The organism is Mucilaginibacter sp., assembly GCF_041660805.1.
Taxonomy (GTDB): domain Bacteria; phylum Bacteroidota; class Bacteroidia; order Sphingobacteriales; family Sphingobacteriaceae; genus Mucilaginibacter.
The window spans coordinates 133,329-157,167 of sequence record NZ_JBAZVP010000005.1 but is presented as its reverse complement, the minus strand read 5'-3'; the positions used below and the strand labels follow the sequence as shown (position 1 = coordinate 157,167).

Here is a 23,839-nt window from a genome sequence, read left to right as displayed (position 1 = left end):
CTTTTTATGGGCATTTTAGTTTCTGTACCTAAAATTGCTGAACGGCATTTTAATATTATGGAGACCCTGGTTAACTCGGGCGTTACATTTGTGTTTGCGTTGTTTGTATGGTATTACAATATCTATACTCTTCCTGGTTATACAACATCTTATAAAAACAGAGGGTTCTCCACATTCCGGCTTATGCGCAGCCTTCTGATTGGATTAGCGGTTATGTTTCTTCTTGCCTATGCGCAGCAGTTATTGCTTTCAAGTATTAATTTCGGCCCGGATATGTTAATGGTAGAGGTACGGGGAATACTCGTAAACCTTACATTTTATATGTTTCTTCATTTGCTGTATCAGGGTTACCAGAACCAACAGGTTAGCATCGAGCTGGAACGAACACAGGCAGACAACCTTGGCGCACAATACGAAATGCTTAAACAGCAGGTTAACCCTCACTTTCTGTTTAATAATATGAACACCCTAAAAGCAATGGTAGAAACCAATGATGAGCACACTGTTGAGTTTATTCTTAAACTATCTGACTTTTATAGGTTTACATTAGAAAGCCGTAAGAATGACCTGATTCATTTATCTGATGAGGTTGAAATATTAACTGCCTATATGTTTTTATTGAAGGCACGGTTTGAGGATGGAATAAACCTTGTAAACACAATTGACCCCCAATATTATTCATCACTTATCCCTCCCTTTACAATACAGCTGCTTATTGAAAATTGCATTAAACATAATATAGTGTCCCTGGATTATCCTCTTCAAATAAAACTTTATACTGAAAACGAAAAAATAATTGTCGAAAATCAGCTACAACCCAAAAAGAGCCAGGAGTTCTCTACTAAAGTAGGGCTTGAAAACATTAATCAGCGTTACATTCATCTTTTAGACCAGAAAATTGACATTGAGGTTAACGAAAAATCCTTTAAAATAAAATTGCCTGTAATTCATGAACATTATCATCATTGAAGACGAGATCAAGACCGCCAGATCGTTGGCTGCTATGATAACCGAAATTAAGCCTGAAGCTAAAATCCTAGCACAACTTCAAAGCATTGAACGTGTTATAAGCTACTTTTCTGAAAATGAACAGCCAGACCTTATTTTTATGGACGTTCAATTAGCTGACGGTATCTGTTTTGATATTTTTAAAACAGTTAAAATTACTTGTCCTGTGGTTTTTTGTACAGCATTTGACGAATATTCGTTAGAGGCTTTCAAAGCTAATGGTATTGATTACGTGGTTAAACCCATTTCAAAAGATAATATAATAGCGGCTTTTAAAAAAGTGGATGAGTTTAAAAACTTCTTTCAGCAAAGCCTTATGCCTAATATTAATGACTTGCTTACCCGGTTAGGTAACCCCGAAGGCAAAAAGAGCTTTTTAGTATTTAAGAATAATAAATATATAACGGTACCAACAGATACTATTGCCTTTTTTTATATCAGAAATGAGACAACTACTATAATGTGTTTTGATCAGCAAGAATATTCAGTGGCTCAGTCAATGGACCACGTGCATAGCCTTCTTTCACCAAATCAGTTTTTTAGGCTGAACAGGCAATATCTGATCAATTTTGCCGCTGTAAAAGAAATAGAGCGGTATTTTGCCCGTAAATTATTTGTACGGCTCGTGATTCCAACGCCTAATAAATTATTAGTTAACAAGGAGAAAATTCATGTCTTTTTAAGCTGGCTTGAAAATCGTTAATTTTTAAACTCCAGGCCTCCTCATTTCTTTTTAGATGCGCTTACAATTACCTGCAATAACGCGTCAGAATTTGACATAGATCCCGGGCTATGCCATTCATGTCTCCTTAGCCTTCCATGCCTCATTTATGATATTACGAAGCATTGTACAAATACCTGCTACTGTGAAGCATTCGTAAAATCTGTTTACGAAATTTAGATATCGGGCACCAAATGCATTCAGGATAAAAAAGGTCTGATTCGCCTAAGATTATGCCTAACTGGGCTACATTTAGCTAACGGCCCGCCCGCTTTTAAGATAGTTTTGTGGCGCTAATCAGTCAGTGATACAATATTGATCAACACATAAACTACCATAAAAATCACGATCCTTTTAAATAAAAACAATGAAAAAGTATAAACACATCCTTGCCGGTAAAATTATTACCGGCGCTCTTATGCTGTTCGGGGCACCTGGCTTCGCACAGACCGTTCCGGCTACCAATGCCCAGGCCTCCAGCCAAATCCGTCCCTTCCATATCAACGTCCCGGAAGCTACATTAACTGATCTGCGCCAACGCGTATTAGCAACAAGGTGGCCAGATAAAGAAACTGTTACTGATCAAACGCAAGGCGTAAAGTTAGAGCAAATTCAAAAACTTGTAAAATACTGGGGGAATGGTTACGATTGGCGTAAAGCAGAAGCTAAACTGAATGCCCTGCCACAGTTTATAACTACCATTGATGGGCTTGATATCCAGTTTGTACATATTCGTTCTAAACATAAAAATGCTTTGCCGCTCATTATTACACACGGCTGGCCGGGTTCTGTCTTTGAACTACTGAAGATTGTTGGGCCGCTTACTGATCCTACCGCATTTGGTGGCCGCGCAGAAGATGCTTTCGATGTTGTTATTCCTTCGATGCCTGGTTATGGTTTTTCCGGAAAGCCAACAGGTACCGGTTGGGGCCCTGATCGTATTGCAAGTGCATGGGATGTACTAATGAAACGGTTGGGATATAAATACTATGTGTCACAAGGTGGCGATTGGGGTTCAGTAATAGCCGATGCAATGGCACGCCAGGCACCGGCCGGATTGCGTGGCATTCACGTTAATATGCCTGCAACAGTACCGGCAGATGTAGCAAAGGCGCTTAAAAACGGCGAACCTGCACCTGCAGGACTGTCTGAAAAAGAGCAGGCAGCATTTAAATCGCTTAATCACTTGTACACCAAAGGCGGTGGCTACGCTGCCCTAATGGTGACCCGCCCGCAAACCCTGGGTTACAGTCTGTCAGATTCACCTGTTGGCCTTGCTTCTTTTTTTTTAGACAAGTTTAACGAATGGACCTATAGCGGAGGGGATGCCGGGAAATCGCTTACACAGGATGAAATGCTTGACGATATTACACTCTATTGGGTTACAAATACTGCGGCTTCTTCCGCACAACTATACTGGGAAAATAACACCAACAACTTTAACGCTGTGGAGCAGAAAACAGCCGAGATCAAAATCCCGGTTGCGGTGACAGTCTTCCCTGGTGAGATCTACCAGGCTCCAAAAAGCTGGGCCGAACGTAGTTATCAAAAGCTTATTTATTTCCACGAGGCAGACAAAGGTGGTCACTTCGCGCAATGGGAACAGCCGCAATTGTTTGCAGAAGAGCTTCGTGCAGCATTCAAATCACTGCGCTAAGTTTTGGTTAATAAGGCACAGATTCCATACACAAAAAAGGCGTTTCTGATCTAGAAACGCCTTTTTTGTGTTGAATTTAACTCCTATTCCAACTTCTTTAACTTATCATAGATCTCGGCCGTGTGCTTTAATGATAAGGCCTTTTTAAAGTATTTAATGGCGTTTACCTTATCATTTTTAGCTAAATAATAATCGCCCAGGCCGTCATAAGTGTTAAAGTTTTTAGGGTAATAATCAATGTTCACCTCAAAAAACATTTTAGCCTTCTCGTAATTCTTTATTTGAAGCATTATGTAACCCAACTGGTTTATTGTAAACTCCGGAGGGCGTACTGCATATCCCATTTCCTGCGATAATTGATTATAATGTGCTGTTATCATCTTCCTTAATGTTTCTGCAGATAAACGCTTGTCGAAATACTGGTTTTCCGGTTGATTTTTGGGAAACCTGTTGTGATGGAAAATAAATCTTAACGCATCATACTCAGCAATAAGCGGCATTGAAGCATGGTCATCATCAGGGTAATATTTATAGTTCCACCTTAAACTATCCGAAGGATATTTTTTGAGGTTATCAGCAAACTTTAATATAGACCGGATATGCTGCGTTATTGCTGTTGTATCTTTTCTTACCTGCGCGGTATCCATTCCCTCACTCATGGTGTTGGCAATCCCCAGGAATAATGACCTGCCCCTAAAGTTTTTTTGTTTGAGCAGGGCATCAGTTTGCTTTAAAAGGCTTCCATCGTCATAAAACATGCTCGGGTCCAGGGCTGCATACGCATTAAACAAACTGGTGTGGTTCACCAATGTATTAACTACCATTAAGCCGCCCAACGAGTGGCCAATTAATGTACGGTACGGCGCTGTCGCATAATTTTTATCAATATAGGGTATCAATTCCTTTTCTAAAAAAGCGGTGAAGTTTTCGCCCCCGCCCGACGACTTATCAAACGCATTGTTTTTTGCAGGCGTAAGATCACGGTTGCGGTTACCCGGCGTATTTAGCACACCCACAATTACCATTTCTGGTAACACAGTATTACCGTTAATAACACCCAACTGCTTTATCATAGTTACTAATGACAAAAAATAACCATCACCATCTAACACATACAAAACCGGATAGCTTGGTTTAGAAAAATAACTGGTGTCATAAGATGGCGTATAAACCCATACCGGGCGTTTCTCTTTTAAGATATTTGAATACAAGGTATCCACATGCCCCAAAACTATGGGTTGTTCTTTTGACTGCCCTTTCACAATAATTGAAAGGCTTGCCAGTATTAAAATAAGTATATACTTCTTCATGTTTCAATATTTATTTGCCGATGTTTTCTCAATGCTACCGAATGTTAAACCTGCTTGCAGATAAATGTGATGAACCATTTAAAATATGTGACGGAACGCTGTTTTTGCAATTAAATTGACTTAATTTCCTTAAGATTTTTTACTTTCAGCGATCTAACATACCTACCATGAAAAGAAGGCAATTTATTGGCAGCAGTACCATATTGGGTGCAAGCGTATTTTTAAGTAAATTATCAATAGCGGCAGATGCTGCTTACCCGGTAGTAAGGGTACCCGCAGGCCAAAGAAAATTCACAAGTAAATCTGTTGAAAAGGCTATTGTTGAATTTAAAGCCAAAGTAAAAAATCCGGAGTTGGGCTGGCTGTTCGAGAATTGCTTCCCTAACACATTAGATACAACTGTAACCTATAAATTAACCGATAACAAGCCCGATACATACGTAATAACCGGCGATATTGATGCCATGTGGCTGCGTGATAGCAGTGCACAGGTTTGGCCTTACCTTGCCTTTATTAATAAAGATGCCGAACTGAAAAAGCTGGTAGCCGGTGTAATAAACCGACAGGCAACCTGCATTCTGCGCGACCCTTATGCCAACGCTTTTTATGATGACCCAACAAAAGTTGGCGAATGGAAAGATGATGTGACCGATATGAAACCCGGCCTGCATGAACGCAAATGGGAAATTGACTCTTTATGTTACCCCATTCGTTTAGCACATAAGTACTGGAAACTTACCGGCGATACTTCCCCGTTTGATGCCAAATGGAAAACAGCCATACAAAGCACACTCAAAACCTTTAAAGAACAGCAGCGAAAGGATAACGACGGGCCTTACTCCTTTCAGCGTAAAACATCGTGGGCAACTGATGGGGTACCTATGAACGGCTTTGGCTATCCGGTAAAACCGGTAGGGTTGATCTGTTCATCCTTCCGCCCCAGCGATGATGCTACCATATACTCCTACCTGGTGCCATCAAACTTTTTCGCGGTAACCAGTTTAAACCAAGCTGCGGAGATGGTAACGGCAATATCAAAAGATACTGCTTTAGCTGCCGAACTAAATGCATTAGCCGCAGAAGTTAACACCGCTTTGCAAAAACACGCGGTTATTAATCATCCCGATTATGGTAAAGTTTATGCTTACGAGGTGAATGGTTTTGGCAGTTTTAATTTAATGGATGATGCCAATGTACCAAGCCTTTTAGGTATGCCATACCTTGATGCTATTAAAAACACTGATCCGGTTTACATCAACACCCGCAAAATGTTGTTATCGCTTAACAACCCCTTCTTTTTTAAAGGTACAGCAGGCGAAGGCATTGGCGGGCCACATATTGGTAAGGATATGATATGGCCTATCAGTATAATTATTCGTGCTTTAACCAGTAATGATGATGCAGAAATAAAGCAATGTATTGAAACGCTGAGAAAAACACATGGGGGCACCGGCTTTATGCACGAGTCATTCCACAAAAACGATCCTACCAAATTTACCCGTAAATGGTTTGCCTGGGCCAACACCTTGTTTGGCGAACTGCTTTGGGAAACATACACAGCCAAACCACACTTATTGGCTTAAATCATTTATCCCTTGCAAAGCTGCAAGAGGACAAATAGACCATCATTTCTTTAAACAACAAAGCCTGGCAATACCAGGCTTTGTTGTTTATACTATATTATCGGCAAAGCCTTTCAAAAACAGTTTTATATTGAGGATAAGCTTTTTCTAATGCTGCTTTATCTGCCATTTCAAATTCACTAAACTCAAAACCAGGCGCCACTGCGCAACTAACTAAACAATAACCTGTTTTAGCAGGCAGTTCTGCCGCAAACCACAAACCTGCGGATACGATTATTGATAAATTGCCGGTAGCTAAATCAGAAAGCTCATGTGTTTCATGAAGGCCCTGCTCATTTATCACATGTATATGTAAGGGGCCGCCTTTATGAAAATACCAGATCTCGTCTGATAAGATGCGGTGGAAGCCTGAGTAATCCTCACCTTCCAGCAGGTAATAAATTGAGGTACAAGCCTGGCGGATAACTGTATTTCCGCTCCTGCTAACCTGCTGCAATGAGCGGAACGTTTCTTTATAATAACCACCTTCGGGGTGCGGCTGTAAGGCTAAATGTTCTATCCAGTACCTGGAGGTTCTTTCGGGCATTTTGTAAGGAATATGCCGTGAATATAATAAGTTAAACGTAATTGCAGCAAATAACAAAAGCCCGGTTTTGCCGGGCTTTTGTTATAAAATGCTTGTGTTTTACTTTGTTGGTTTTAAGACACCATTTATACCGTTTACAACACCGTTGGCACCTACCAGGTCAAACAATGTTACCTGGGCAGTACTGCCGGAAGCATTTGTTAATTGCAGTTTACTGCCAACTAACGATAAGGTTAAAGGCTGCCCATCAATAGTTGTTAAGCTTGCCTTGCCTTTTCCTGCATTTAATGCCTTAATAATATCCGCTTTAGAATATTTACCGGTAACTACGTGGCCTTTTAACAGGCTAGCCAGTTTAGTAGGGTCTTTCATTAAACTGTCCTGTTCTCCTGCAGGCAAATTACTAAAAGCAACATTGTTTGGAGCGAATATGGTATATGGGCCACCTGCTTTTAAAGTAGCATCTAAACCCGCGGTTTTTACAGCAGTTAGCGCGGTTGAATAGTCGGCATTGCTTGCTAAGGCTCCTACTACATCACTTGCACCCTCTGTGGTGGTTGTGGTTGTAGTTTTCTTCGTCGTGTCCTGTACCTGTGCGAATACGTGGCTGGCTGTTAAATTTAAAATTAATATTGCGCCAACCATTAAAAGTGATTTTTTCATGTTTCTCTCCGTTTATGATTTTTCAATTATTAATTGTTAATGCGTAAATATTTTCTCTCTATAGCCTGCCTGTTTAGTTAAGTGTTTCATTGTTTATAACCCCGTTAAAACGCAAATTGTTTAAAAATCGTTTAATTTAGTTGTGAAAAAACACAAATCAAGTTCAAAATAATTTGAAACTGCTTATGTAAAAGCAGCATAAAAAAAGAAATCAATATCGGTTTGACTACTAAATCAGCTAACCAATAAACTCAGGATAGCGCGGTTATAATAACAAAATCTAAACCTTTTCAACAACCACATTGGGTTTCAGGTTACGTAAATGGATAAGCCTTACTACATCGCTCACCTACAACAAAATGAACATCACCAGCAGCGATAATCTCAATTTCACTTACGGGCTGGCATTTGACAAGTATTTTTAATGGTTCTTATTTTTGCTTTAAAACAGGATACTGAAGATAGATCAGTACCAGGTTCATCAGTAAAAATGGCAGTTCAATAGCCGCTCCCTTTAAATCTTTAATGGTTAGCTGCAAGCAAAGGATAAGGAGTATAGAGCCTGCCATTATAAAGTTGCCTGCAACATAAGTTTGCGGAAACAGCAGCATCAGCACACTTAACAAAGTAACAACACCAAATATTTTAATGCTTAGTACATTAAAATTCCATTTACTAAACATGTTCAGCATTTCGGGTTTGCTGTTTACCATGGCCCAGCCTTGCTTAAGGCCCATGTAAACTACAAACAACAGTAACAGGGTAGTTAATATCTTAATTATCATGATTTTATGTTAAAGAGGAAAGCCAATAGCAATTAAAATGCTATTGGCTTTAAGTGATTATTCAATATTAATTAGTTGCACCACCATTTACCAACAAGTGCTGGCCTGATACGAAAGAAGAAAGATCGCTTGCGAAAAATTCAGCGGCATTGGCTACGTCTTCCACTTCGGCCAGGCGACCCATTGGGCAGCTGTCCAGCAATTGTTTCCTTAGTTCAGGATAGCTGTCTGGTTCTGCAAATATGCCTGAATGATCAACCGCGAAGGGTATAATGGAGTTTACGGTTACGCCTTTGTGACCAATTTCTTTTGACAGGATATCTACCAGATAGCGTGGTGTGGTTTTGCTACCGCCATACACTGCCATGCCCGGTACCGGAAACGATGTGGTGCTTGACGCGATATATATGATGCGGCCATTATTTTCTACATGTTTAGCGGCCTGCTGCATAGTAAAGTAAGTACCTTTTGTGTTGATGCCGAACACGCGGTCAAACTGTTCTTCGGTAAAATCAACTACAGGGGTTTCTACCAGTTCAATACCTGCATTGGCTACCACTATATCTATTTTACCAAAAGCGGCAATGGCTTCCGCGAATAACCTTTCCAGGTCGGCAACTTTGCTTACATCGGCTTGTACTGCTATTACCCTTGCCCCCATTGCTTTTATATTGCTTACCACCTCATCGGCAGATGCTTTATCACGTGAATAATTGATCACTATATCTGCGCCCAGGGCTGCGTAACGTTCTGCAATTGCTTTACCTAATCCACGGGCCGATCCTGTTACTAATGCTACTTTATTATTTAATGTGTTCATGATTTCTAATCTTTTAATTGTGATTTTGCTATTTTCTTTACTTTACTTTTAGCTCTAATTATCTCTAATTATCTCTAATTTTTAACCTTTCAATTATGCCATTGCGCCATTTATCCCTAAATTTTGCGCGCTTATCCATTTGGCATCATCGCCGGCCAGGAATACTACTACTTTGGCAATGTCTTCGGGTTCGCCAATGCGGTTAAAGGCAGATTGTGATGCCAACCGGTCTATCACTTCCTGTGGTTTACCTTTGGTAAATAGCTCGGTATTGGTTGGGCCCGGAGATATTGAATTTACATTGATACCCCTTGCACCAACTTCTTTTGAGAATACCCGGGTTAGTTGTTCAACCGCTGCCTTACTTGCCACATAGGTACCGTAAGTTGGCATCATTACCCTTGTTGTGGTTGATGAGAAGTTGATGATACTTCCGTTGTCTGCCAGTTTTGTAGCGGCCTGGCGCATGGTATTGAAAGTACCCCGAACGTTGATATCAAACTGACGGGTAAAATCTTCGTCGGTGGTATCTTTTATTAATTTGGTAAGCATAATGCCTGCATTGTTTACCAATACATCAATGCGGCCATAGTGGGCAATGGCGGCATCAAACATGGCCTCTACCTCCTGCGCTTTACTTACATCGGCTTGTAAGGCAATAGCGTCGCCGCCTTCTTGTTTAATGTTGTCAACTGTTTGGTCGGCAGCTTCTTTACCGCCGGCATAGTTAACAATTACTTTAGCCCCTGCTTGTGCAAGCTTTTGAGCCACTGCTGCACCGATACCTCTTGAGGCGCCGGTTACTAAGATTACTTTTTCTGTTAGCGTTTTCATATCCTTTTTATTTGTTTTGTTTTGATAGAACAAAGGTCTGGATATGGGCAACTCAAAAAGTACAGATACTAAAGCATTACATGCAAATATTAAAGATTAGGGGTAAAACAGATTGTTTAGCTGCTCTTTTAATAAAGGTCAGAAAGGTATTTCAAGACTTTGTTAAGATGCAATAGTGCTGTGCTGTTTACGATATAAAACCGGGGAGGTTTCTGTATGCTTTTTAAAGTAATTGCTAAAATGTGCCGATTCTGAAAAGCCCAGCCGGTAAGCTATCTCTTTTATTGATACCGGCGAGTTCTGCAGCAGCGATTTAGCCTCGGCTATTGTTTTCTCGGCTATCCAGGTGCCAATGGGTTTACCGGTTTTTATTTTGATAACATTGCTTAAGTAATTGGGATGCAGGCTCTGGTCATCAGCATACTCTTGTACACGGAAAACACGTTCGGCTTTACCGCTGCTTAGGTCGCGGTAATGATGCTCAAGCGTACGTTTAAAAATTTTTACAATTTCCGAACTGCGGTTCCCTTCATAAATAGGATTGTAATCTTTCCAGAAGTATTCTTTTATTTTTAATAATAGCACCACAAATAAATTACCGATCAACCGGTTACGATATGGACTTTTAGCTGAGTATTCTTTCTGTATCTGCAGATACAACTGCTCAAATTCCTTAAACGTTTCATCATTAAGCACCCGTGGCTGTACGGTTTCGGCAAGTAAAAACGGAAACTCCTCAAAAATATCCGGATGAACATTCTCTTTAAGATATGATTCACTTAGCGTGATCAGGCATATGTCGTTTACCTGCCGCCAGTGGTATGATTTATAATGACCCGGATTGGTAAAATATATCGTCCCGGGTACGGTATCAAAAGTAAGATCGTCTGTTGTATATTTCCCTAACCCGTCTTTTACAAAAACAAATGAAAAGAAATTTGGGCGGAAGACCTGAGATATATAAGGCATCGTTTTGTGGATATCCTTCAGGTTATGGATAACAAAATCTGTATTCTCATCAAAGTCATCAACCGGCAAACCAAAATGAACGTACTGGTCCCTTACACTTTTAAAAATCAGTTTCTCGGGAGTGTCCTTCATTGTGGATGAGCGTGGGTTACCCAAAAATAACACAAATTTCTATATCGCGAAAAGCAACTGCTTTAGGTGAGGTTGGGTTGGCTCATCGGATGCCGGGCACACCATCATAGAGTAGCAATCGCAGCACATCTGAACTTCTTAAATGCCAGCTACCCCATGAAATAGGCGAATCTCCGTTGGCATCCTTCTCTGAGGGGTTGGCCCCGGCATTTAATAATAACTTGATAATGCGTTCATTTCCATAAGCTGCCGCCCGGTGAAGTGGTGTTTCAGCTTTTAAAAAGGCATCCCTCATAAAACAAAGAGTTACCTCGCCCTTCTTTGTCTTTTTGTTTACATCTGTACCTGCGTCCACTAATAGCCTAACAATCTCCGTTCTTTCCTCTATTTCGCTGGTTTTACAAATGGTATAATGCAGTGCATTCTCTCCTGTTTGTTTAAAACTAAAATTTGGGTGAGCACCTTTTTCTAACAGCCATTTTACAGATTCTACCTTACCATTAAAGGCAGCATTGCAAAGTGGGTTATTGTCTTCCAACTCAATTAAGGCTCCCAAATTATAATACAGATCAAGAGCTTTAATATTCCCTTCCCAAGCTGCGGAGAACACGGCACAATTTCCCCATGGATCATTATAATTAATGTTTGCCCCCTGCGAAACCAGTAATTCAACTTTAGTTAGATCTCCCGCTAAAACTGCTTCCAGCATTTGTTGATCTAAATTTGCCATATCATTCATAATTCTTCTAATAAATTATACAATTTATTGATAACTAATATTTTAGTTGGCGTTGTTCATTAAATTTTCAATCGTCAAATCTTAAATATACATATAATTAGTTAGTACCAGATTGGTCTGGTTATCTGTGCGATGGCAAAATACTGTAAAAACAAAAAACCGCCTCTAAATCTATTAGAGGCGGTTTTTGAAATATTGTGATCCCAACAGGATTCGAACCTGTGACCTACTGGTTATAAAGTTTGAATTCTAACTTTCGTTATGTTGTATATATATAACTATGCAGCTGATCAATGGTTTCTTTTTGCGAATGGATAGTTTCGTATACCACATCATTAATGGAAACGATACCGCATAACTTGTCCTGATCATCAAATACCGGCAAATACCGGATATTGCTATCGCTCATAACCAGCATGCAGGTTTCTATTGATGAATCTGGGGTAATGCGCGGCAAACCGGTACTCATTATCTCTCCCACTGTGGTGCCATCAGAATGCTTGCCCATTAATATAATTTTACGGGCATAATCTCTTTCTGTTACCAGGCCAAGGTATTTATCGTCCTCTGTAACTACTACAGAGCCAATGTTTTTTTCGGCCATCAGTTTAAGCACATTAAACACAGTGGTATCAGCCGCTACAGCAATAACACTGCTTCCCTTGCGGGCAAGGATGTGTTTTACGCAATTCATAATATTATCAGGTTAGTTTGGTTGGATGAATTTACGATTTAACTAATAGAAAAACAAGAGGTTATATTACAATAATCTGCACAACTAATTTAAAATCTCATCAAAAACTTACCCTATCTGGTAACAAAAGCACATTTTGTGTACAAACTATTTCAAATTAATTGAGCAGAACGCTTATTTTATGGAATAAGTTAATGTAGTATAGTAAAACCCGCCAATAGCCGGTCCACCTAAAAAAGAGTTATAATATTGGTTAGTTAAATTGCTTGCGCCCAACTTTACATTTAGCTTGGTTTTTATAAAATCATAATTAACCTGTACATCAACAGTACCGTAAGAATCTACATCGCCATTTACCAAAAACGACTGCCAGTAATAACCGCTTTGCCATTTATAGGTAACATTAAAACCAAAGTTACCGGCCACCCTATTACCGCCAAATGATAAGTTAGTTATCCACTGCGGTGTATTAAAACCATCTTCTAATGCATCTTCATTTGTTTTTCGCTGTAGCTTTGCGTAGGTGACATTACCAGATAACTGAAACTTTTGAAGTAATTGATATGATAGGCCAAAGCTGCCGCCAATGTTGTAAACCTTACTTTGAGAGTTTGTCCAGATACGATAACGGGCTTGTTTGTTTTTATCGTTAAGGTAATAGGGGATGGAATCTGCCTTTTGTGTGTTAGGTACATTTACCTCTACCTGGGCAATAAAGTTATCGTATTTATTATAATAGAAATCGACATCGACACTTAATTTTCCTTCTAAAAACAACGCCTTGTAACCGGTTTCAAATGAATTAATATGCTCTGGCTTTAAATAGGTGTACGGTGTTTTTATCAGTAAAACTTTCTCTTTTTCGATAGCAGCATTAGTGGTTGCCCCGGCGTTAAAATCATTCTTTACCGCATTTTGAAAAGCATCAATTGAGGTACGCAGGTAAGAGTTTTCAAATACGCCGTTTGATACTACCCTTAAGCCGCCCACTCGTTTAACGCCCCCACTGTTAACGTTGGAGAAAGCCTCAAATATGCTCGGAAAACGATAGCCGCTTTGGTAAGATACCCTGATATTGTGTTCAATTACAGGCGAATACACTAAAGTAAATCGCGGGTTAAGCTTAAGGCTGAAATAATCATTCCTGTCGGCACGCAAAGTTGCAGACAGTTTAAGCTTATTATCAAACAGTTCTTTAGCAGCTTGTACAAAACCACCGGTTTTACTGTACTTTAAATCATCAAATTCATGCCCCGGCACATAATTAATAAAATAGTTACCATCCGGGTGAATAATGTAGGTGCGGTGATCAAAACCGGCAAGAAGGTCAAGCCCCGTTTTTTGTTTAAAATTTGATGCAATCGCATTTGAAATATCAACCTGGCCTTCGGCATGTACCATATCATCTTTTACCCGCAAAGCCGAGCCAATATCCCAGTTATTGATATCAGCAAGTTGGTTTAGTTTATTATTAAACGCAGCCGTACCCGGCTGATACCTGCCCGCGTCGGCAGCCTGCCTTGCCTGTTGCAATGCAGTTGTTATATCTGTACCCGCCGCTGTTGCGGCGTTAAAGGCTTTCGTATAATCGGCATACCAGGTATTATCATCTTTAAAGTTCCTGTCCTGGTTTTCGCCCGCAGAACGCAGATTATAAGATTTTCCGGTATTTTCCCTTGTCCAGTAAACACGTGCCTGATAAATGTTGTTTTTTAGTTCAAGCGCATGCTGTTGTAAGGTATAGCCTTTAAGCCTGAAACGGTTTGCACGCTGATAAATGTTATCCAGATCAGCAAAGCGGAATGTATAGGTAAGCTGTGTGTTTGGGCTTATCTTGTAAGCTAAGCCCACATCAACTTTTACATTATGTAAACCATAACTGGTTAGGTCCTTTTCAGCATAACCGGTACGCGCAACAGAATATTGCTTGCCCCCCAGTGTGACGGTCCTTCTGTCTGATGATTCATTACCATAACCATTTATAGGATCATATCCCGGGTTGAGCGGGCCTGCGGGTATACCCAGTTTTGAATTTGCAACACTGTTTTGGTCGGTATTATTATCTGCTATCCAATCATAACCCGCTGTATACGTTCCATTAAGCTTAAAAGCGAACTTTTTAGATAACGCCTCAGCAATTCTGAAGCTGGTTTCAGAATACAGTTTTGCTCCTGATTCAGGATCAGCCAGGTGGTTTACCCCTGTTTTTTGCTGAAAACTGATGCCTGTAGTTTTAAAAGGATCTTTGGTGATAAAATTTGCCAGCCCATTAATAGCGTTTAAGCCATAAAGGGCTGATGCCGTACCCGGAATGATCTCTACACTTTCAATATCAAGATCGCTGGGGCCCATTGCATTGCCTATTGGTGCACCCAAATGTGGTGCCTGGTTGTCAGCGCCATCAACCAATTGCGTAAAACGTACATTGGTGGTATTGGCAAAGCCGCGTGTGTTAATAATACGAAAACCCAGGCTGGGTGTAATTAGCTGTATACCCTTAATATTCTCTAAGGCATCAAAAAAGGATGGTGCTGCCGATAGCTTAAAGGCGCTGTTAGGTACTTTCTCTATGCTCACGGGTGACCTTAACAGACTTTCGCCAATGCGTGATGCACTTATAACTACCTCTGAGAGTTGCTTCTTCCTGATCGTATCTGCCGGCGGCTTCGCATTGGGTATTGTTTGCCCCCAACTTGCTGCGCAACAGTTAAGGAATAATACAATAAGAGGTAATTTTCTTTTCATAAATAAAATCCGGGTATTATGTTTAATTCTTAACAATCCATTTTCGTTATGTTTTTAAAAATATAACGAAAAGTAAAAAAAAACAAACATTGTTTTTTTTACCCTCTTTAGCCAAATTGGCTTTTAGGTTTACATGCAATTTTAATAATAATGTAAACCTTAATTGTCAAGCTCTTTCAAAAACGCTTTAAATTTTGCCTGGAGCTCATGAAATTCTTTAATAACTTTTAAACCATGTTCTGTAACTACGGCGTTGCCCCCGCCTTTGCCTCCGCGCTGGGAAATAACAACAGGCGACTTAAAATTGGCATTCAAATGGTTAATAATGTCCCAGGCTTGCTTGTATGACATTTTCATTTGCAAAGCCGCCTGCCGTATAGATCCTGATTCTTTTATCCTTTCAAGCAGCTCTACACGGCCATGGCCAAGTACTTTGTCGTCGCCATTTGCCAGCCATATCCTGCCATTCAGCTTTAAACCGTCCATATCCCAAAAGTATTAAAAGTTGTCTTCAAAATTCACTTTGCCGTTACTTAGCTTTACATAATCAACCAGTCCTGCGCCTTGAAAACGAAAATCGATACCTATGATCCTGGAGTGGATAATATCCTTATCAACAGTGTAAACCAGTTTATCATCAATATAAATGCGGGCTTTTTTGTTGTGCGATTCTATTCTCAGTTTAACAAACTTGTTAAAGTCCACCCCAAAGTTTGACAGGTCCTCTGTTTTACCTGAGCGGAAATAATTGGTAAAGTACATGTTAAGCGCTGATATACAGCCCCTGGCAGAAAGCGGGATCCCTATAGCAGTACCTTTACAGAGCAGGAACAGATCTGTTTTCTGGCATATGGCCGAGCCTTCACGGTAGTCATTTTTAAAAGAGGTTTCAAAAACAAAGTCGTCGCTGTATATCTCGCCAAAATCGCGTACGTTACTAAAAAGTGTATTAGGCGGCACAGGCTGCAATTTTATATTGTGCTTTAAAATGGTTTCGGCGGATATCCCCATCCTTCCATCCTGATTAATATCATCCTTGTTAATATACACGGGCACAGGGTCTTGCTCAATAACAGCCAACCAGCCATCAGATTTTATAAACAGTTCGTGCTGTTTTACTATCTTATTATTTACAATCAGCTTGGCTTTGTAATAATCAGGATAATAATATATAGAAGTATGCTGATGGTCTCTTTTAGATACTTTGGTACGCAGCTTTGGGTTCCATGATTGCTGTATGATCACTGAATCTTCCGGGGCCTTTGTGGCATCATAATTAAAAATAACTGAATTGGGCAAACCCGAGGTAACCACCTTTCTGCTGCTGAATTTGTAATCGTTATTGGTAACAGGCGCCGGGCTTTTCTTCACGCTAAAGTAGGTTCCCAATATAGTTAGCAACAAAACTACCGCCATTATCCACACGGTTCTAAGTTGCTTATTAACGGGCTTTCGGGGTTTAGCTTCAGGTTCGGGTGCAATAGGTTCATGCACCAGTACATTAACGGCATTTTTATTATGAGCGGTTACAAAACTTCTCCAGCTTTCAAAACCAATATAATGCGCAAGGGTATCCAGCGTGTAGGTATTGGGCAAACTATCGTACTTCACCTTTCCCCATATACGTTTTAGGGTAACGTGGCTAAGCAAAACGCCGGTGCGTTCATGTATCCGCTCGCTTAAATTAATAAAATCCTGGTTGGTCCAGCCATTGCTGTCACCCCAACCAGTCTCGGTTTCGTACTGGCGTTTTAGCGTTTCTATCAGTTCATCAAAAGGCATAATCGGTTTATAGTGGGGCAAAATTAGTATCAATAAAGGCTTATACCGGCTTGTATCAACTTGTACCAACTTGTACGGCCTAAAGCATACTATTTGGTTTTTATCATCTTAAATTTGTATTGATGCCCGGTATCTGCAATTTAAGAATTGTGGAGTACTAAATGGCTAAAACTGAACTATATATTTTTATGAACACGCTGGTCATCACCGGGAAATGGTTATACGCAATCACACTTGTAGTATTCGGGATTCAGCATTTTATTTATGCTGATTTTTTAACCACTTATGTACCGGCGTGGATACCGTGGCATCTCTTTTTCGTCTATTTAGTGGCGGTAGCTTTTATAGCGGCGGCGCTAAGTATCATCATAAATAAGTATGTACGGCTCTCATGCACTATGCTGAGTGTAATGCTGGCATTGTTCATATTGCTGATACACGTACCCAGATTGCTTAACGACCCGCAAAACCCCCAAACCTGGACCCGGGCGCTGCAGGACGTTGTTATCATGGGCACCGCATTAGTGCTAACCAGTAATTTAAGGCTGCTACCGATTGGTAAGTATTTATTTGCAGTGCCCATGATAATTTTGGGTTTACAACACTTTGCCCATATGGCTTTTGTGACCGCCAAAGTACCGGCCTACTTCCCCGGAATTATTGTTTGGGATTACCTGTTTGGGCTAATTATGATTATTGCGGCCATTGCTATTCTCAGTAACAGGTATTTGGGTGTACCAGCTTTACTGCTGGGTATCTTCCTTATGGTTTCCATTATACTTTACCAGGTCCCGCTGTTGCTTAGCGATATAAGAAACGGGCAGCAATGGGCCGGAACTATGCTTGAACTGGCTATAGCAGGCGGCGCCTTTGTTGTATCGGCAATGCCGGCGGCAAAGTATAATGCTTTAAAAATAGCAACCTGATAAGTTTATTAGCTTATCAGATCTATATAGATAAATGACCAATTATAACCTGTCTGCTACTCTCATGTCAGACCGAAAGACATATTACCCCTTAATTTTATTACTGCTGATAATATTCAGTAGCATATCCACCGCTTTTGCCCAATATTTTGAACTCACCAACAAAAGCAAGGTAAATATTCCTTTTAAGATGGTGAGAAACATGGTGATCCTTAAACTGAATATAAATGATAGGGGCCCGTATAACTTTATCCTGGATACAGGAGTAGGCATAATGATAATTACTGAACCTAAACTGATAGACTCATTAAACATTCCTGATAAACGTACCCTGCGCCTGGCAGGTTTGGGTGCCGGCGAAGATTACGAAGCTTATGTAACCGCCCCCTTAAAAATAGATATGCCCGGTATCAAGGGCGTAGGGGTAGGTGCGGCCATATTTAAAAAAGATCATTTTGGCTTGTCTAATTATGCCGGGATCCCTATTCACGGCTTATTGGGCTATGAGTTTTTTAATAAACTGGTGGTGAAACTTAACTTTACCGATAGCGTACTAACGGCTTACAAACCTGGCAAGCTAAAAAAGATAAAGAAATTTGAGGCCCTGCCTATTCTCATAGAAAACAATAAACCATACATTACTACCACGGTACGTTTTTGTGATGGCAGCGAGCGTAAGTGCAAACTAATAGTTGATATTGGAGCCGGGCACCCGCTTTCTTTAGATAATCACCGCGTTAACCGGTGGCCAACTGAAAAAAGTATAGCAGCTAATTTGGGCATGGGTTTAACCGGGCCAATATCTGGTGAGATAAGCCGTGTAACCCAGCTATCCATTGGTAAATATGGCTTAAATAATGTACTTTCTTCTTTCCCTGAAAATCAAAACTCGGCTTATTTTACATCCCGCGACGGCAATTTGGGGATGGATGTATTGAAAAGGTTTACTGTAATATTTGATTACGAAAATAACCTTATGTACCTGAAAGCGCGTGGTAACCTAAAAGAGCCATTTGAACATGACATGAGCGGGATGGAGTATTATGCAGGCGGCGCCGGATTAAAGCATGTAGTAATTAGCCGGGTGGAGCCGGGATCAGCAAGTGATGACATTGGTTTGGCAAAGGATGACGAGATAATGTCGGTAAATTTAAAACCGGTGGCCAATATGAGCCTGGAAGACCTTGACCATCTTTTCAAATCAGGCGACGGGCGTGGCGTACTGCTTGAGATCTATCACGATAAACAATACAGCCGGGTTATATTAACGTTAAAAAGGAGGATCTGATTTGATGGGATGGTTTGGCGTTAGTTGCCTGGTTGTTTATTATCCTCCCAGCTTTGTTCCATAAGAACGCAGAGGAAACTTATTCTTTGACGATATGGCAGCACAGGGCTTTGTTATACGATATGTTTTTATAATCACTTAACAACATGCAGGTATTTATACAATTCAACGAAATCAGAGAAAAACACCCTTGACATAATGCTTATCCAAAAAGATACAGCCGGAATTCGCATTATTAATTTTTTCCCTTTGCTCAAGTTACTTTCTAAAATATGGTGCGCCTTTTTAACTGTTGCTACACTAAGCTCGCCAATGAGATATACCGGAGGCGGACTAATAACCCCTTTTTCTAATAAGATAGAGATCTGTTGCAAATTACTGCCATAGTAATCTACCTCCCCCTTCAGTGCATATGCATAATTGGAGATGTTGAGAATCGTCGCTCCTTTATCAAACAGTTTTTCTCTTGCCTTAGAAGTAGTGAAAGCTGTAATATCAACGTATGTACCATTGGTTATAAGTAATTGAGCACACAATTCGGAAAATTTACCTCCAACAAGATCAATGCAATGATTAAACAAAGATTGGTTATTGGCAACAATAATTTTCGTCAACATATTATCTGCATTGTAATCAATTATTTGTTCAACTGATATACCAGCAGCGATCAGTTGGTTCCGGCTTTCATCATTACCCGCTGTAACAACCAACCTGTTGATGCCTTCATATAGCAGCAATTTTATCAGGGCCATGCCGACACCGCCTGCAGCTCCTGTTATAAAAAGCGTGTCATCTTGATCTGGTTTTAAACGTTTATAGGTTTGCATAGCGGTAAGACTGGCTAATGGTACTGCCGCCGCTTCTTCAAAAGTGAGATTAACCGGTTTACCGGCTAAGATATTTTCAGGAACGCTGATGTATTCTGCGTACGTACCATTCGATCCCATGCTTCCTGATGCGGCAAAAACAGCCATTCCTTTTCTGAACCTCCGGGCATCTTTTCCGGTTTTAACAACAATCCCTGAAAACTCCCGACCCAGGATTGGCGATTTCATGTTTCTCTTTTCACTTTTTCCCTGGCGCATTTGATAATCCATTGGATTAAAACCTGTCGCTTTAATCCTAACCAATACCTCATGATCTCCAGGTACCGGAACCGGCAGGTCAGTTCTCTCGGTAAAATTATTAGTATCACCGAATGCGTTTAACACTATTGCTTTCATATTATTTTTGTTATACCAAAGTTCAGTGCTAATTTTTTTATTTTTGATATGAGTTAACCAGAGGTAACCGGTAACTTAAAGGAAACTATCATAATGGGCACTATTGACATCGACGGAAATATACAGGAAGCAACCTGCAAGCAGGAATTAACTGCAATGCGCGACAGCCTTGAAATATTAGGTGGTAAATGGAAGCTTATGCTATTACGTTATTTGAGTAACCGTTTAGAAGAAAAAAACACATTTAAAAAAATCCAGCGGGAAATTGAAGGATTATCAGCCAAAATGTTAGCCAAAGAATTGAAAGATTTGGAGTTGAACTTACTTATTTCCAGATCGGTTATTAATACTAAACCGGTAACTGTTGAATACAAGGTTACCTCCTATGGTCTTAATGTCTTGCCTCTTGCAGAAAATCTCGTACAATGGGGATTAGATCACCGTGCCCAAATTAAGCGTTGAGGGAATATTATATATTCGGAGTTACCATGCGAACTAAAAGGACGGAAAGGTAATAGAATAAAAAGTCTGAAACCTAAGCTGCCAAAACTGCAGATAACGCCCCAGGCTTTGTTCCCATAAAAACGCAGAGGGAACTTATTTTTAAAAGAAATGCTGTATTTGTAATTGCTACAGACTAGAGCACAAAGGCGTAAGCTTATTTAAACAATTTATCAATTGCTGGCCGGTTTGCCATTTAAGTAAGCACTTAACACATCTAATCTCATTCTGTTTAAATCAGTGGTTTCAGTATTTGACAATAATATGAGCGTTACTCCTTTATCAATCAAGTGTACCCAGTTTGATTCGCTTCCGTAACCACCACCTTGCCTTTCTGCAAAAATGGTATTTGTCTTACCTATCTTTCTTGGATATACCCAAAAGCCAAATGCTACATCACCCAGCTTTGGATAAGGGTTTAACATAACATCTACGGTCGATTTTTTAAGCAGCGTATGATTAAAAATGGCCTGATCAAAAATTAATAAGTCCTGTGCCGTAGAATACATTGCTCCCGCGGAAAAATGGTTATCGATGTAATGATTAGTGGGCATGATCAAAGAATCAACATTGCCATCTTTGTTATAATATCCTTCGTCGAGATTAGCCACAATGTCTTCATGGTGCCAGTAATTGGTATTGCGCATCTTAAGCGGTATGAGTATCTTTTCACGTAAAACCACATCAAACGGCTTTTTATATATTTTCTCTATGATCCTTCCCAGTATAATAAAATCGCCATTACTATAATTGAATTTAGTACCTGGGGTGTCAATCAATTTCTCGGAGCAATATCTGTTAATGAATGTATCAACCGGCCATAAATTTTGGTCATAAGCTTCCGGAATAAACTTAGGGTCCATTTCCTTTAAATAGCGGCCACTGCTGTAAGTCAGTAAATTCCTGATAGTTACTCTGTGCGCAGCCTCGCCTTTGTATTCCGGGTAATAAGTAGCTATAGCCGAATCAAGATTAATCTTGCCTTGTTCGTACAACTGCATAATAAGTATGGCAGTGAACGTTTTGGTAACAGAAAAAATCTGAAATCTGCTTTTAGCGGAGAATGGGATATTATAGTGACGATTTGCTAAACCAGTGTATTTTATAAAATCTACTTTGCCGTTTTTGGCTATCAAAACAGCCCCGTTAAAATTTCTTTTTGTAATACAAGAATCAATCACCTTTTCAACTCGGTCTGACTGACCCTTTACCGCACTTATCGTAAACAAAACAATTAAAATAGAATATAATAGCTTCATGTTAAGAAATCAGTATGCTCGGAAATTACATAATAAATATTAAAAAGAGAAAATGAGAAGTGAAATACGGCTGTTGCTTAAATTTACCACGCATACCAACAACCTGATTTGGATAAAAAGTTATATTTCCGATTCTGCACTTATTATTTTTAGAGGAAATAACCATACAAAAAAAAGAAATGTTGTTAATAATATTCATCTTAGAAAGATGAATAAACATGTTATTCTAATATTGCTATTTTTTGCCGGATTAATTATTTCTGGCATCCATCCGCACGATTATTTTACCTGGATACTGGAGGTGTTTCCTGCGCTAATCGGACTGGTTGTTTTGCTTATTACCCATAAGCGTTTTCAGTTCACTTATTTAACCTATGCTTTTATATTGTTGCACTGTTATGTGTTATTTATTGGAGGCCATTATACTTATGCTGAAGTACCCGCTTTTAACTGGATAAAAGATATCTTCCACCAAACCCGTAACAACTATGATAAGGTGGGTCATTTCACTCAGGGCTTTGTGCCTGCTATGATAACAAGAGAATTATTTATCAGGCTACAGGTGGTTCAAAAAAGATCGTGGCTTGCATTTCTTACCGTGTGCGTTTGTGTAACCATCAGCGTATTATATGAATTTTTAGAATGGTTTGTTGCAATTATATCCGGGGAATCAGGCGATTCATTCCTGGGTACACAGGGATATATTTGGGATACCCAGTCTGATATGCTTTACGCTATGATTGGGGCAGTTTGTATGGTGCTCTTTATGGCTAAATTTCAGGATAAAAAGTTAAATGAATTAAATCAGAATTAGCAAATATTACATTAAATGAGTTATTTAGTCCTCTGAATATTGGTAGTACTAAAATACTGATAATCACTATATAACAACCGATCACATACACACTTAAAATTTAAAACAATGAGCAACCTAGACAATGAATCACAAGGACCAGAAGGAACCATCCCGGTAGATGAAGCAGCCGAAATGACCAAAAACTGGAGAGACTACCTCAAATCAACAAACCAGGAATTTGCGGCCAGGTCATTTCTTATTCCAATTATAGATTTTCAAAACATTGTAAAGTACAATCCCGATGCTGAAGGCGTAAGGGCTTACGTTGGATTAAAAGAAATAGATGGTTCAAAGTCAAGCAAACTTGTATTGGTACCAGTGGTTGATGGCAAAGACGTTTTATTTCAATCTACGGAGGGATTGGAGGGAATGGACGGCTTAGGCGTTGAACCTGAAAGCAATGTGTATGACTTTACAACAACATGCCCACCTGTTTGCACCATTGACGAAAGCATTTTAAACGGATAATTTTTTTTCTTTACATCAATTGTGATTGTAAGCATTATATTTAAAGCTTATAATCACAATCGATGTTACTTATCTACATGAAATACATTATCCCCTTTAGTGTATTAATCCCCCTTATAACCGGTTTTACTAACTATAAGTATTTAAGCAAACCTTTTAAAATCATTTTTTGGTTCGTATTTGTTTCGGGTGTTGCTAATTTTATTAATATAATACTTGGTGTTGTATTTCATATACCAACACTTATACTGCTTCATATTTATACAATTTTTGAGTTTTTAATGCTTTCG

At 39.7% G+C, this 23,839-nt stretch carries 24 protein-coding genes; 10 read left to right on the top strand and 14 right to left on the bottom strand.

Features of this window, described 5'->3' with window-relative positions; genetic code table 11:
* The first annotated feature begins 57 nt into the window (after window positions 1-57).
* The 3 genes from WC743_RS09600 (at window position 58) to WC743_RS09590 (ending at window position 3,386) form a co-directional block, all read left to right on the top strand.
* Window positions 58-969 (top strand): sensor histidine kinase, encoded by a 912-nt coding sequence (locus WC743_RS09600; RefSeq protein ID WP_373011728.1) that lies wholly within the window; start codon window positions 58-60, stop codon window positions 967-969.
* Window positions 950-1,711 (top strand): LytR/AlgR family response regulator transcription factor, encoded by a 762-nt coding sequence (locus WC743_RS09595; RefSeq protein ID WP_373011727.1) that lies wholly within the window; start codon window positions 950-952, stop codon window positions 1,709-1,711. The genes WC743_RS09600 and WC743_RS09595 overlap by 20 nt, the downstream gene beginning before the upstream one ends.
* 385 nt (window positions 1,712-2,096) lie before the next feature.
* Window positions 2,097-3,386 carry an epoxide hydrolase family protein gene (locus WC743_RS09590; protein WP_373011726.1) on the top strand — a complete coding sequence of 430 codons (1,290 nt, stop codon included), beginning with the start codon at window positions 2,097-2,099 and terminating at the stop codon, window positions 3,384-3,386.
* 83 nt (window positions 3,387-3,469) lie between these two features.
* Here WC743_RS09590 and WC743_RS09585 read toward each other — a convergent pair whose 3' ends face one another.
* Window positions 3,470-4,696 carry an alpha/beta hydrolase-fold protein gene (locus WC743_RS09585; RefSeq protein WP_373011725.1) on the bottom strand — a complete coding sequence of 409 codons (1,227 nt, stop codon included), beginning with the start codon at window positions 4,694-4,696 and terminating at the stop codon, window positions 3,470-3,472.
* Window positions 4,697-4,863: 167 nt separating this feature from the next.
* Here WC743_RS09585 and WC743_RS09580 point away from each other — a divergent pair, with 167 nt between their 5' ends.
* Window positions 4,864-6,279, top strand: coding sequence for a glycoside hydrolase family 125 protein (locus WC743_RS09580; RefSeq protein ID WP_373011724.1), 1,416 nt, complete (start codon window positions 4,864-4,866; stop codon window positions 6,277-6,279).
* A gap of 97 nt (window positions 6,280-6,376) precedes the next feature.
* Here the strand turns inward: WC743_RS09580 and WC743_RS09575 are convergent, their stop codons facing one another.
* Together WC743_RS09575 and WC743_RS09570 are read right to left on the bottom strand one after the other, a co-directional pair.
* Complete coding sequence (locus WC743_RS09575) at window positions 6,377-6,865, bottom strand: cupin domain-containing protein (protein ID WP_373011723.1); 489 nt, start codon at window positions 6,863-6,865, stop codon at window positions 6,377-6,379.
* 99 nt (window positions 6,866-6,964) lie between these two features.
* Entirely contained in the window at window positions 6,965-7,528 is a 564-nt protein-coding gene (locus WC743_RS09570) for a fasciclin domain-containing protein (RefSeq protein ID WP_373011722.1), read from the bottom strand.
* A gap of 302 nt (window positions 7,529-7,830) precedes the next feature.
* Between WC743_RS09570 and WC743_RS09565 the strand changes: the two genes are divergently transcribed.
* Window positions 7,831-7,953: a hypothetical protein gene (locus tag WC743_RS09565; RefSeq protein ID WP_373011721.1), complete on the top strand. Its 123-nt coding sequence runs from the start codon at window positions 7,831-7,833 to the stop codon at window positions 7,951-7,953.
* A gap of 6 nt (window positions 7,954-7,959) precedes the next feature.
* Here the strand turns inward: WC743_RS09565 and WC743_RS09560 are convergent, their stop codons facing one another.
* From WC743_RS09560 to WC743_RS09520, 9 genes are all read right to left on the bottom strand, one after another.
* Entirely contained in the window at window positions 7,960-8,313 is a 354-nt protein-coding gene (locus WC743_RS09560; RefSeq protein ID WP_373011720.1) for a hypothetical protein, read from the bottom strand.
* Between the two features lie 67 nt (window positions 8,314-8,380).
* The gene (locus WC743_RS09555) at window positions 8,381-9,133 is read right to left on the bottom strand and encodes a glucose 1-dehydrogenase (RefSeq protein ID WP_373011719.1); all 753 of its coding nucleotides are present in this window, start codon (window positions 9,131-9,133) and stop codon (window positions 8,381-8,383) included.
* 93 nt (window positions 9,134-9,226) lie between these two features.
* Window positions 9,227-9,967 (bottom strand): SDR family oxidoreductase, encoded by a 741-nt coding sequence (locus WC743_RS09550; protein WP_373011718.1) that lies wholly within the window; start codon window positions 9,965-9,967, stop codon window positions 9,227-9,229.
* Window positions 9,968-10,129: 162 nt separating this feature from the next.
* Window positions 10,130-11,068: an AraC family transcriptional regulator gene (locus WC743_RS09545; protein ID WP_373011717.1), complete on the bottom strand. Its 939-nt coding sequence runs from the start codon at window positions 11,066-11,068 to the stop codon at window positions 10,130-10,132.
* 82 nt (window positions 11,069-11,150) lie between these two features.
* Window positions 11,151-11,807, bottom strand: a complete 657-nt coding sequence (locus tag WC743_RS09540) for an ankyrin repeat domain-containing protein (RefSeq protein ID WP_373011716.1) — start codon at window positions 11,805-11,807, stop codon at window positions 11,151-11,153.
* A 259-nt stretch (window positions 11,808-12,066) separates the two neighbouring features.
* Window positions 12,067-12,501 carry a CBS domain-containing protein gene (locus WC743_RS09535; protein ID WP_373011715.1) on the bottom strand — a complete coding sequence of 145 codons (435 nt, stop codon included), beginning with the start codon at window positions 12,499-12,501 and terminating at the stop codon, window positions 12,067-12,069.
* Window positions 12,502-12,675: 174 nt separating this feature from the next.
* Window positions 12,676-15,246 carry a TonB-dependent receptor gene (locus tag WC743_RS09530; protein WP_373011714.1) on the bottom strand — a complete coding sequence of 857 codons (2,571 nt, stop codon included), beginning with the start codon at window positions 15,244-15,246 and terminating at the stop codon, window positions 12,676-12,678.
* A 159-nt stretch (window positions 15,247-15,405) separates the two neighbouring features.
* Window positions 15,406-15,732 (bottom strand): winged helix-turn-helix domain-containing protein, encoded by a 327-nt coding sequence (locus tag WC743_RS09525; protein WP_373011713.1) that lies wholly within the window; start codon window positions 15,730-15,732, stop codon window positions 15,406-15,408.
* A gap of 12 nt (window positions 15,733-15,744) precedes the next feature.
* Window positions 15,745-17,028 carry a hypothetical protein gene (locus tag WC743_RS09520; RefSeq protein WP_373011712.1) on the bottom strand — a complete coding sequence of 428 codons (1,284 nt, stop codon included), beginning with the start codon at window positions 17,026-17,028 and terminating at the stop codon, window positions 15,745-15,747.
* 161 nt (window positions 17,029-17,189) lie between these two features.
* Here WC743_RS09520 and WC743_RS09515 point away from each other — a divergent pair, with 161 nt between their 5' ends.
* Together WC743_RS09515 and WC743_RS09510 are read left to right on the top strand one after the other, a co-directional pair.
* Window positions 17,190-17,954 (top strand): hypothetical protein, encoded by a 765-nt coding sequence (locus WC743_RS09515; protein WP_373011710.1) that lies wholly within the window; start codon window positions 17,190-17,192, stop codon window positions 17,952-17,954.
* A gap of 34 nt (window positions 17,955-17,988) precedes the next feature.
* Window positions 17,989-19,242, top strand: a complete 1,254-nt coding sequence (locus WC743_RS09510; RefSeq protein ID WP_373011709.1) for an aspartyl protease family protein — start codon at window positions 17,989-17,991, stop codon at window positions 19,240-19,242.
* A 134-nt stretch (window positions 19,243-19,376) separates the two neighbouring features.
* Here the strand turns inward: WC743_RS09510 and WC743_RS09505 are convergent, their stop codons facing one another.
* On the bottom strand, window positions 19,377-20,465 hold the full coding sequence (locus tag WC743_RS09505; protein WP_373011707.1) for an NADP-dependent oxidoreductase: 1,089 nt from the start codon (window positions 20,463-20,465) through the stop codon (window positions 19,377-19,379).
* Between the two features lie 93 nt (window positions 20,466-20,558).
* On the opposite strand from WC743_RS09505, the gene WC743_RS09500 reads away from it, so the two are divergent.
* Window positions 20,559-20,927 carry a winged helix-turn-helix transcriptional regulator gene (locus WC743_RS09500; RefSeq protein WP_373011705.1) on the top strand — a complete coding sequence of 123 codons (369 nt, stop codon included), beginning with the start codon at window positions 20,559-20,561 and terminating at the stop codon, window positions 20,925-20,927.
* 212 nt (window positions 20,928-21,139) lie between these two features.
* Here the strand turns inward: WC743_RS09500 and WC743_RS09495 are convergent, their stop codons facing one another.
* Window positions 21,140-22,225, bottom strand: coding sequence for a serine hydrolase domain-containing protein (locus WC743_RS09495; RefSeq protein ID WP_373011704.1), 1,086 nt, complete (start codon window positions 22,223-22,225; stop codon window positions 21,140-21,142).
* Window positions 22,226-22,433: 208 nt separating this feature from the next.
* On the opposite strand from WC743_RS09495, the gene WC743_RS09490 reads away from it, so the two are divergent.
* Window positions 22,434-23,039, top strand: coding sequence for a DUF2238 domain-containing protein (locus WC743_RS09490; RefSeq protein WP_373011703.1), 606 nt, complete (start codon window positions 22,434-22,436; stop codon window positions 23,037-23,039).
* A gap of 108 nt (window positions 23,040-23,147) precedes the next feature.
* Complete coding sequence (locus WC743_RS09485; RefSeq protein ID WP_373011702.1) at window positions 23,148-23,549, top strand: hypothetical protein; 402 nt, start codon at window positions 23,148-23,150, stop codon at window positions 23,547-23,549.
* Window positions 23,550-23,839: the final 290 nt, after the last annotated feature.

Coding starts and splice junctions, on each gene's coding strand:
- WC743_RS09600 (WP_373011728.1), top strand. CDS start 58: ATGGAGACCCTGGTTAACTCGGGCGTTACATTTGTGTTTGCGTTGTTT.
- WC743_RS09595 (WP_373011727.1), top strand. CDS start 950: ATGAACATTATCATCATTGAAGACGAGATCAAGACCGCCAGATCGTTG.
- WC743_RS09590 (WP_373011726.1), top strand. CDS start 2,097: ATGAAAAAGTATAAACACATCCTTGCCGGTAAAATTATTACCGGCGCT.
- WC743_RS09585 (WP_373011725.1), bottom strand. CDS start 4,696: ATGAAGAAGTATATACTTATTTTAATACTGGCAAGCCTTTCAATTATT.
- WC743_RS09580 (WP_373011724.1), top strand. CDS start 4,864: ATGAAAAGAAGGCAATTTATTGGCAGCAGTACCATATTGGGTGCAAGC.
- WC743_RS09575 (WP_373011723.1), bottom strand. CDS start 6,865: ATGCCCGAAAGAACCTCCAGGTACTGGATAGAACATTTAGCCTTACAG.
- WC743_RS09570 (WP_373011722.1), bottom strand. CDS start 7,528: ATGAAAAAATCACTTTTAATGGTTGGCGCAATATTAATTTTAAATTTA.
- WC743_RS09560 (WP_373011720.1), bottom strand. CDS start 8,313: ATGATAATTAAGATATTAACTACCCTGTTACTGTTGTTTGTAGTTTAC.
- WC743_RS09555 (WP_373011719.1), bottom strand. CDS start 9,133: ATGAACACATTAAATAATAAAGTAGCATTAGTAACAGGATCGGCCCGT.
- WC743_RS09550 (WP_373011718.1), bottom strand. CDS start 9,967: ATGAAAACGCTAACAGAAAAAGTAATCTTAGTAACCGGCGCCTCAAGA.
- WC743_RS09545 (WP_373011717.1), bottom strand. CDS start 11,068: ATGAAGGACACTCCCGAGAAACTGATTTTTAAAAGTGTAAGGGACCAG.
- WC743_RS09540 (WP_373011716.1), bottom strand. CDS start 11,807: ATGAATGATATGGCAAATTTAGATCAACAAATGCTGGAAGCAGTTTTA.
- WC743_RS09535 (WP_373011715.1), bottom strand. CDS start 12,501: ATGAATTGCGTAAAACACATCCTTGCCCGCAAGGGAAGCAGTGTTATT.
- WC743_RS09530 (WP_373011714.1), bottom strand. CDS start 15,246: ATGAAAAGAAAATTACCTCTTATTGTATTATTCCTTAACTGTTGCGCA.
- WC743_RS09525 (WP_373011713.1), bottom strand. CDS start 15,732: ATGGACGGTTTAAAGCTGAATGGCAGGATATGGCTGGCAAATGGCGAC.
- WC743_RS09520 (WP_373011712.1), bottom strand. CDS start 17,028: ATGCCTTTTGATGAACTGATAGAAACGCTAAAACGCCAGTACGAAACC.
- WC743_RS09515 (WP_373011710.1), top strand. CDS start 17,190: ATGGCTAAAACTGAACTATATATTTTTATGAACACGCTGGTCATCACC.
- WC743_RS09510 (WP_373011709.1), top strand. CDS start 17,989: ATGACCAATTATAACCTGTCTGCTACTCTCATGTCAGACCGAAAGACA.
- WC743_RS09505 (WP_373011707.1), bottom strand. CDS start 20,465: ATGAAAGCAATAGTGTTAAACGCATTCGGTGATACTAATAATTTTACC.
- WC743_RS09500 (WP_373011705.1), top strand. CDS start 20,559: ATGGGCACTATTGACATCGACGGAAATATACAGGAAGCAACCTGCAAG.
- WC743_RS09495 (WP_373011704.1), bottom strand. CDS start 22,225: ATGAAGCTATTATATTCTATTTTAATTGTTTTGTTTACGATAAGTGCG.
- WC743_RS09490 (WP_373011703.1), top strand. CDS start 22,434: ATGAATAAACATGTTATTCTAATATTGCTATTTTTTGCCGGATTAATT.
- WC743_RS09485 (WP_373011702.1), top strand. CDS start 23,148: ATGAGCAACCTAGACAATGAATCACAAGGACCAGAAGGAACCATCCCG.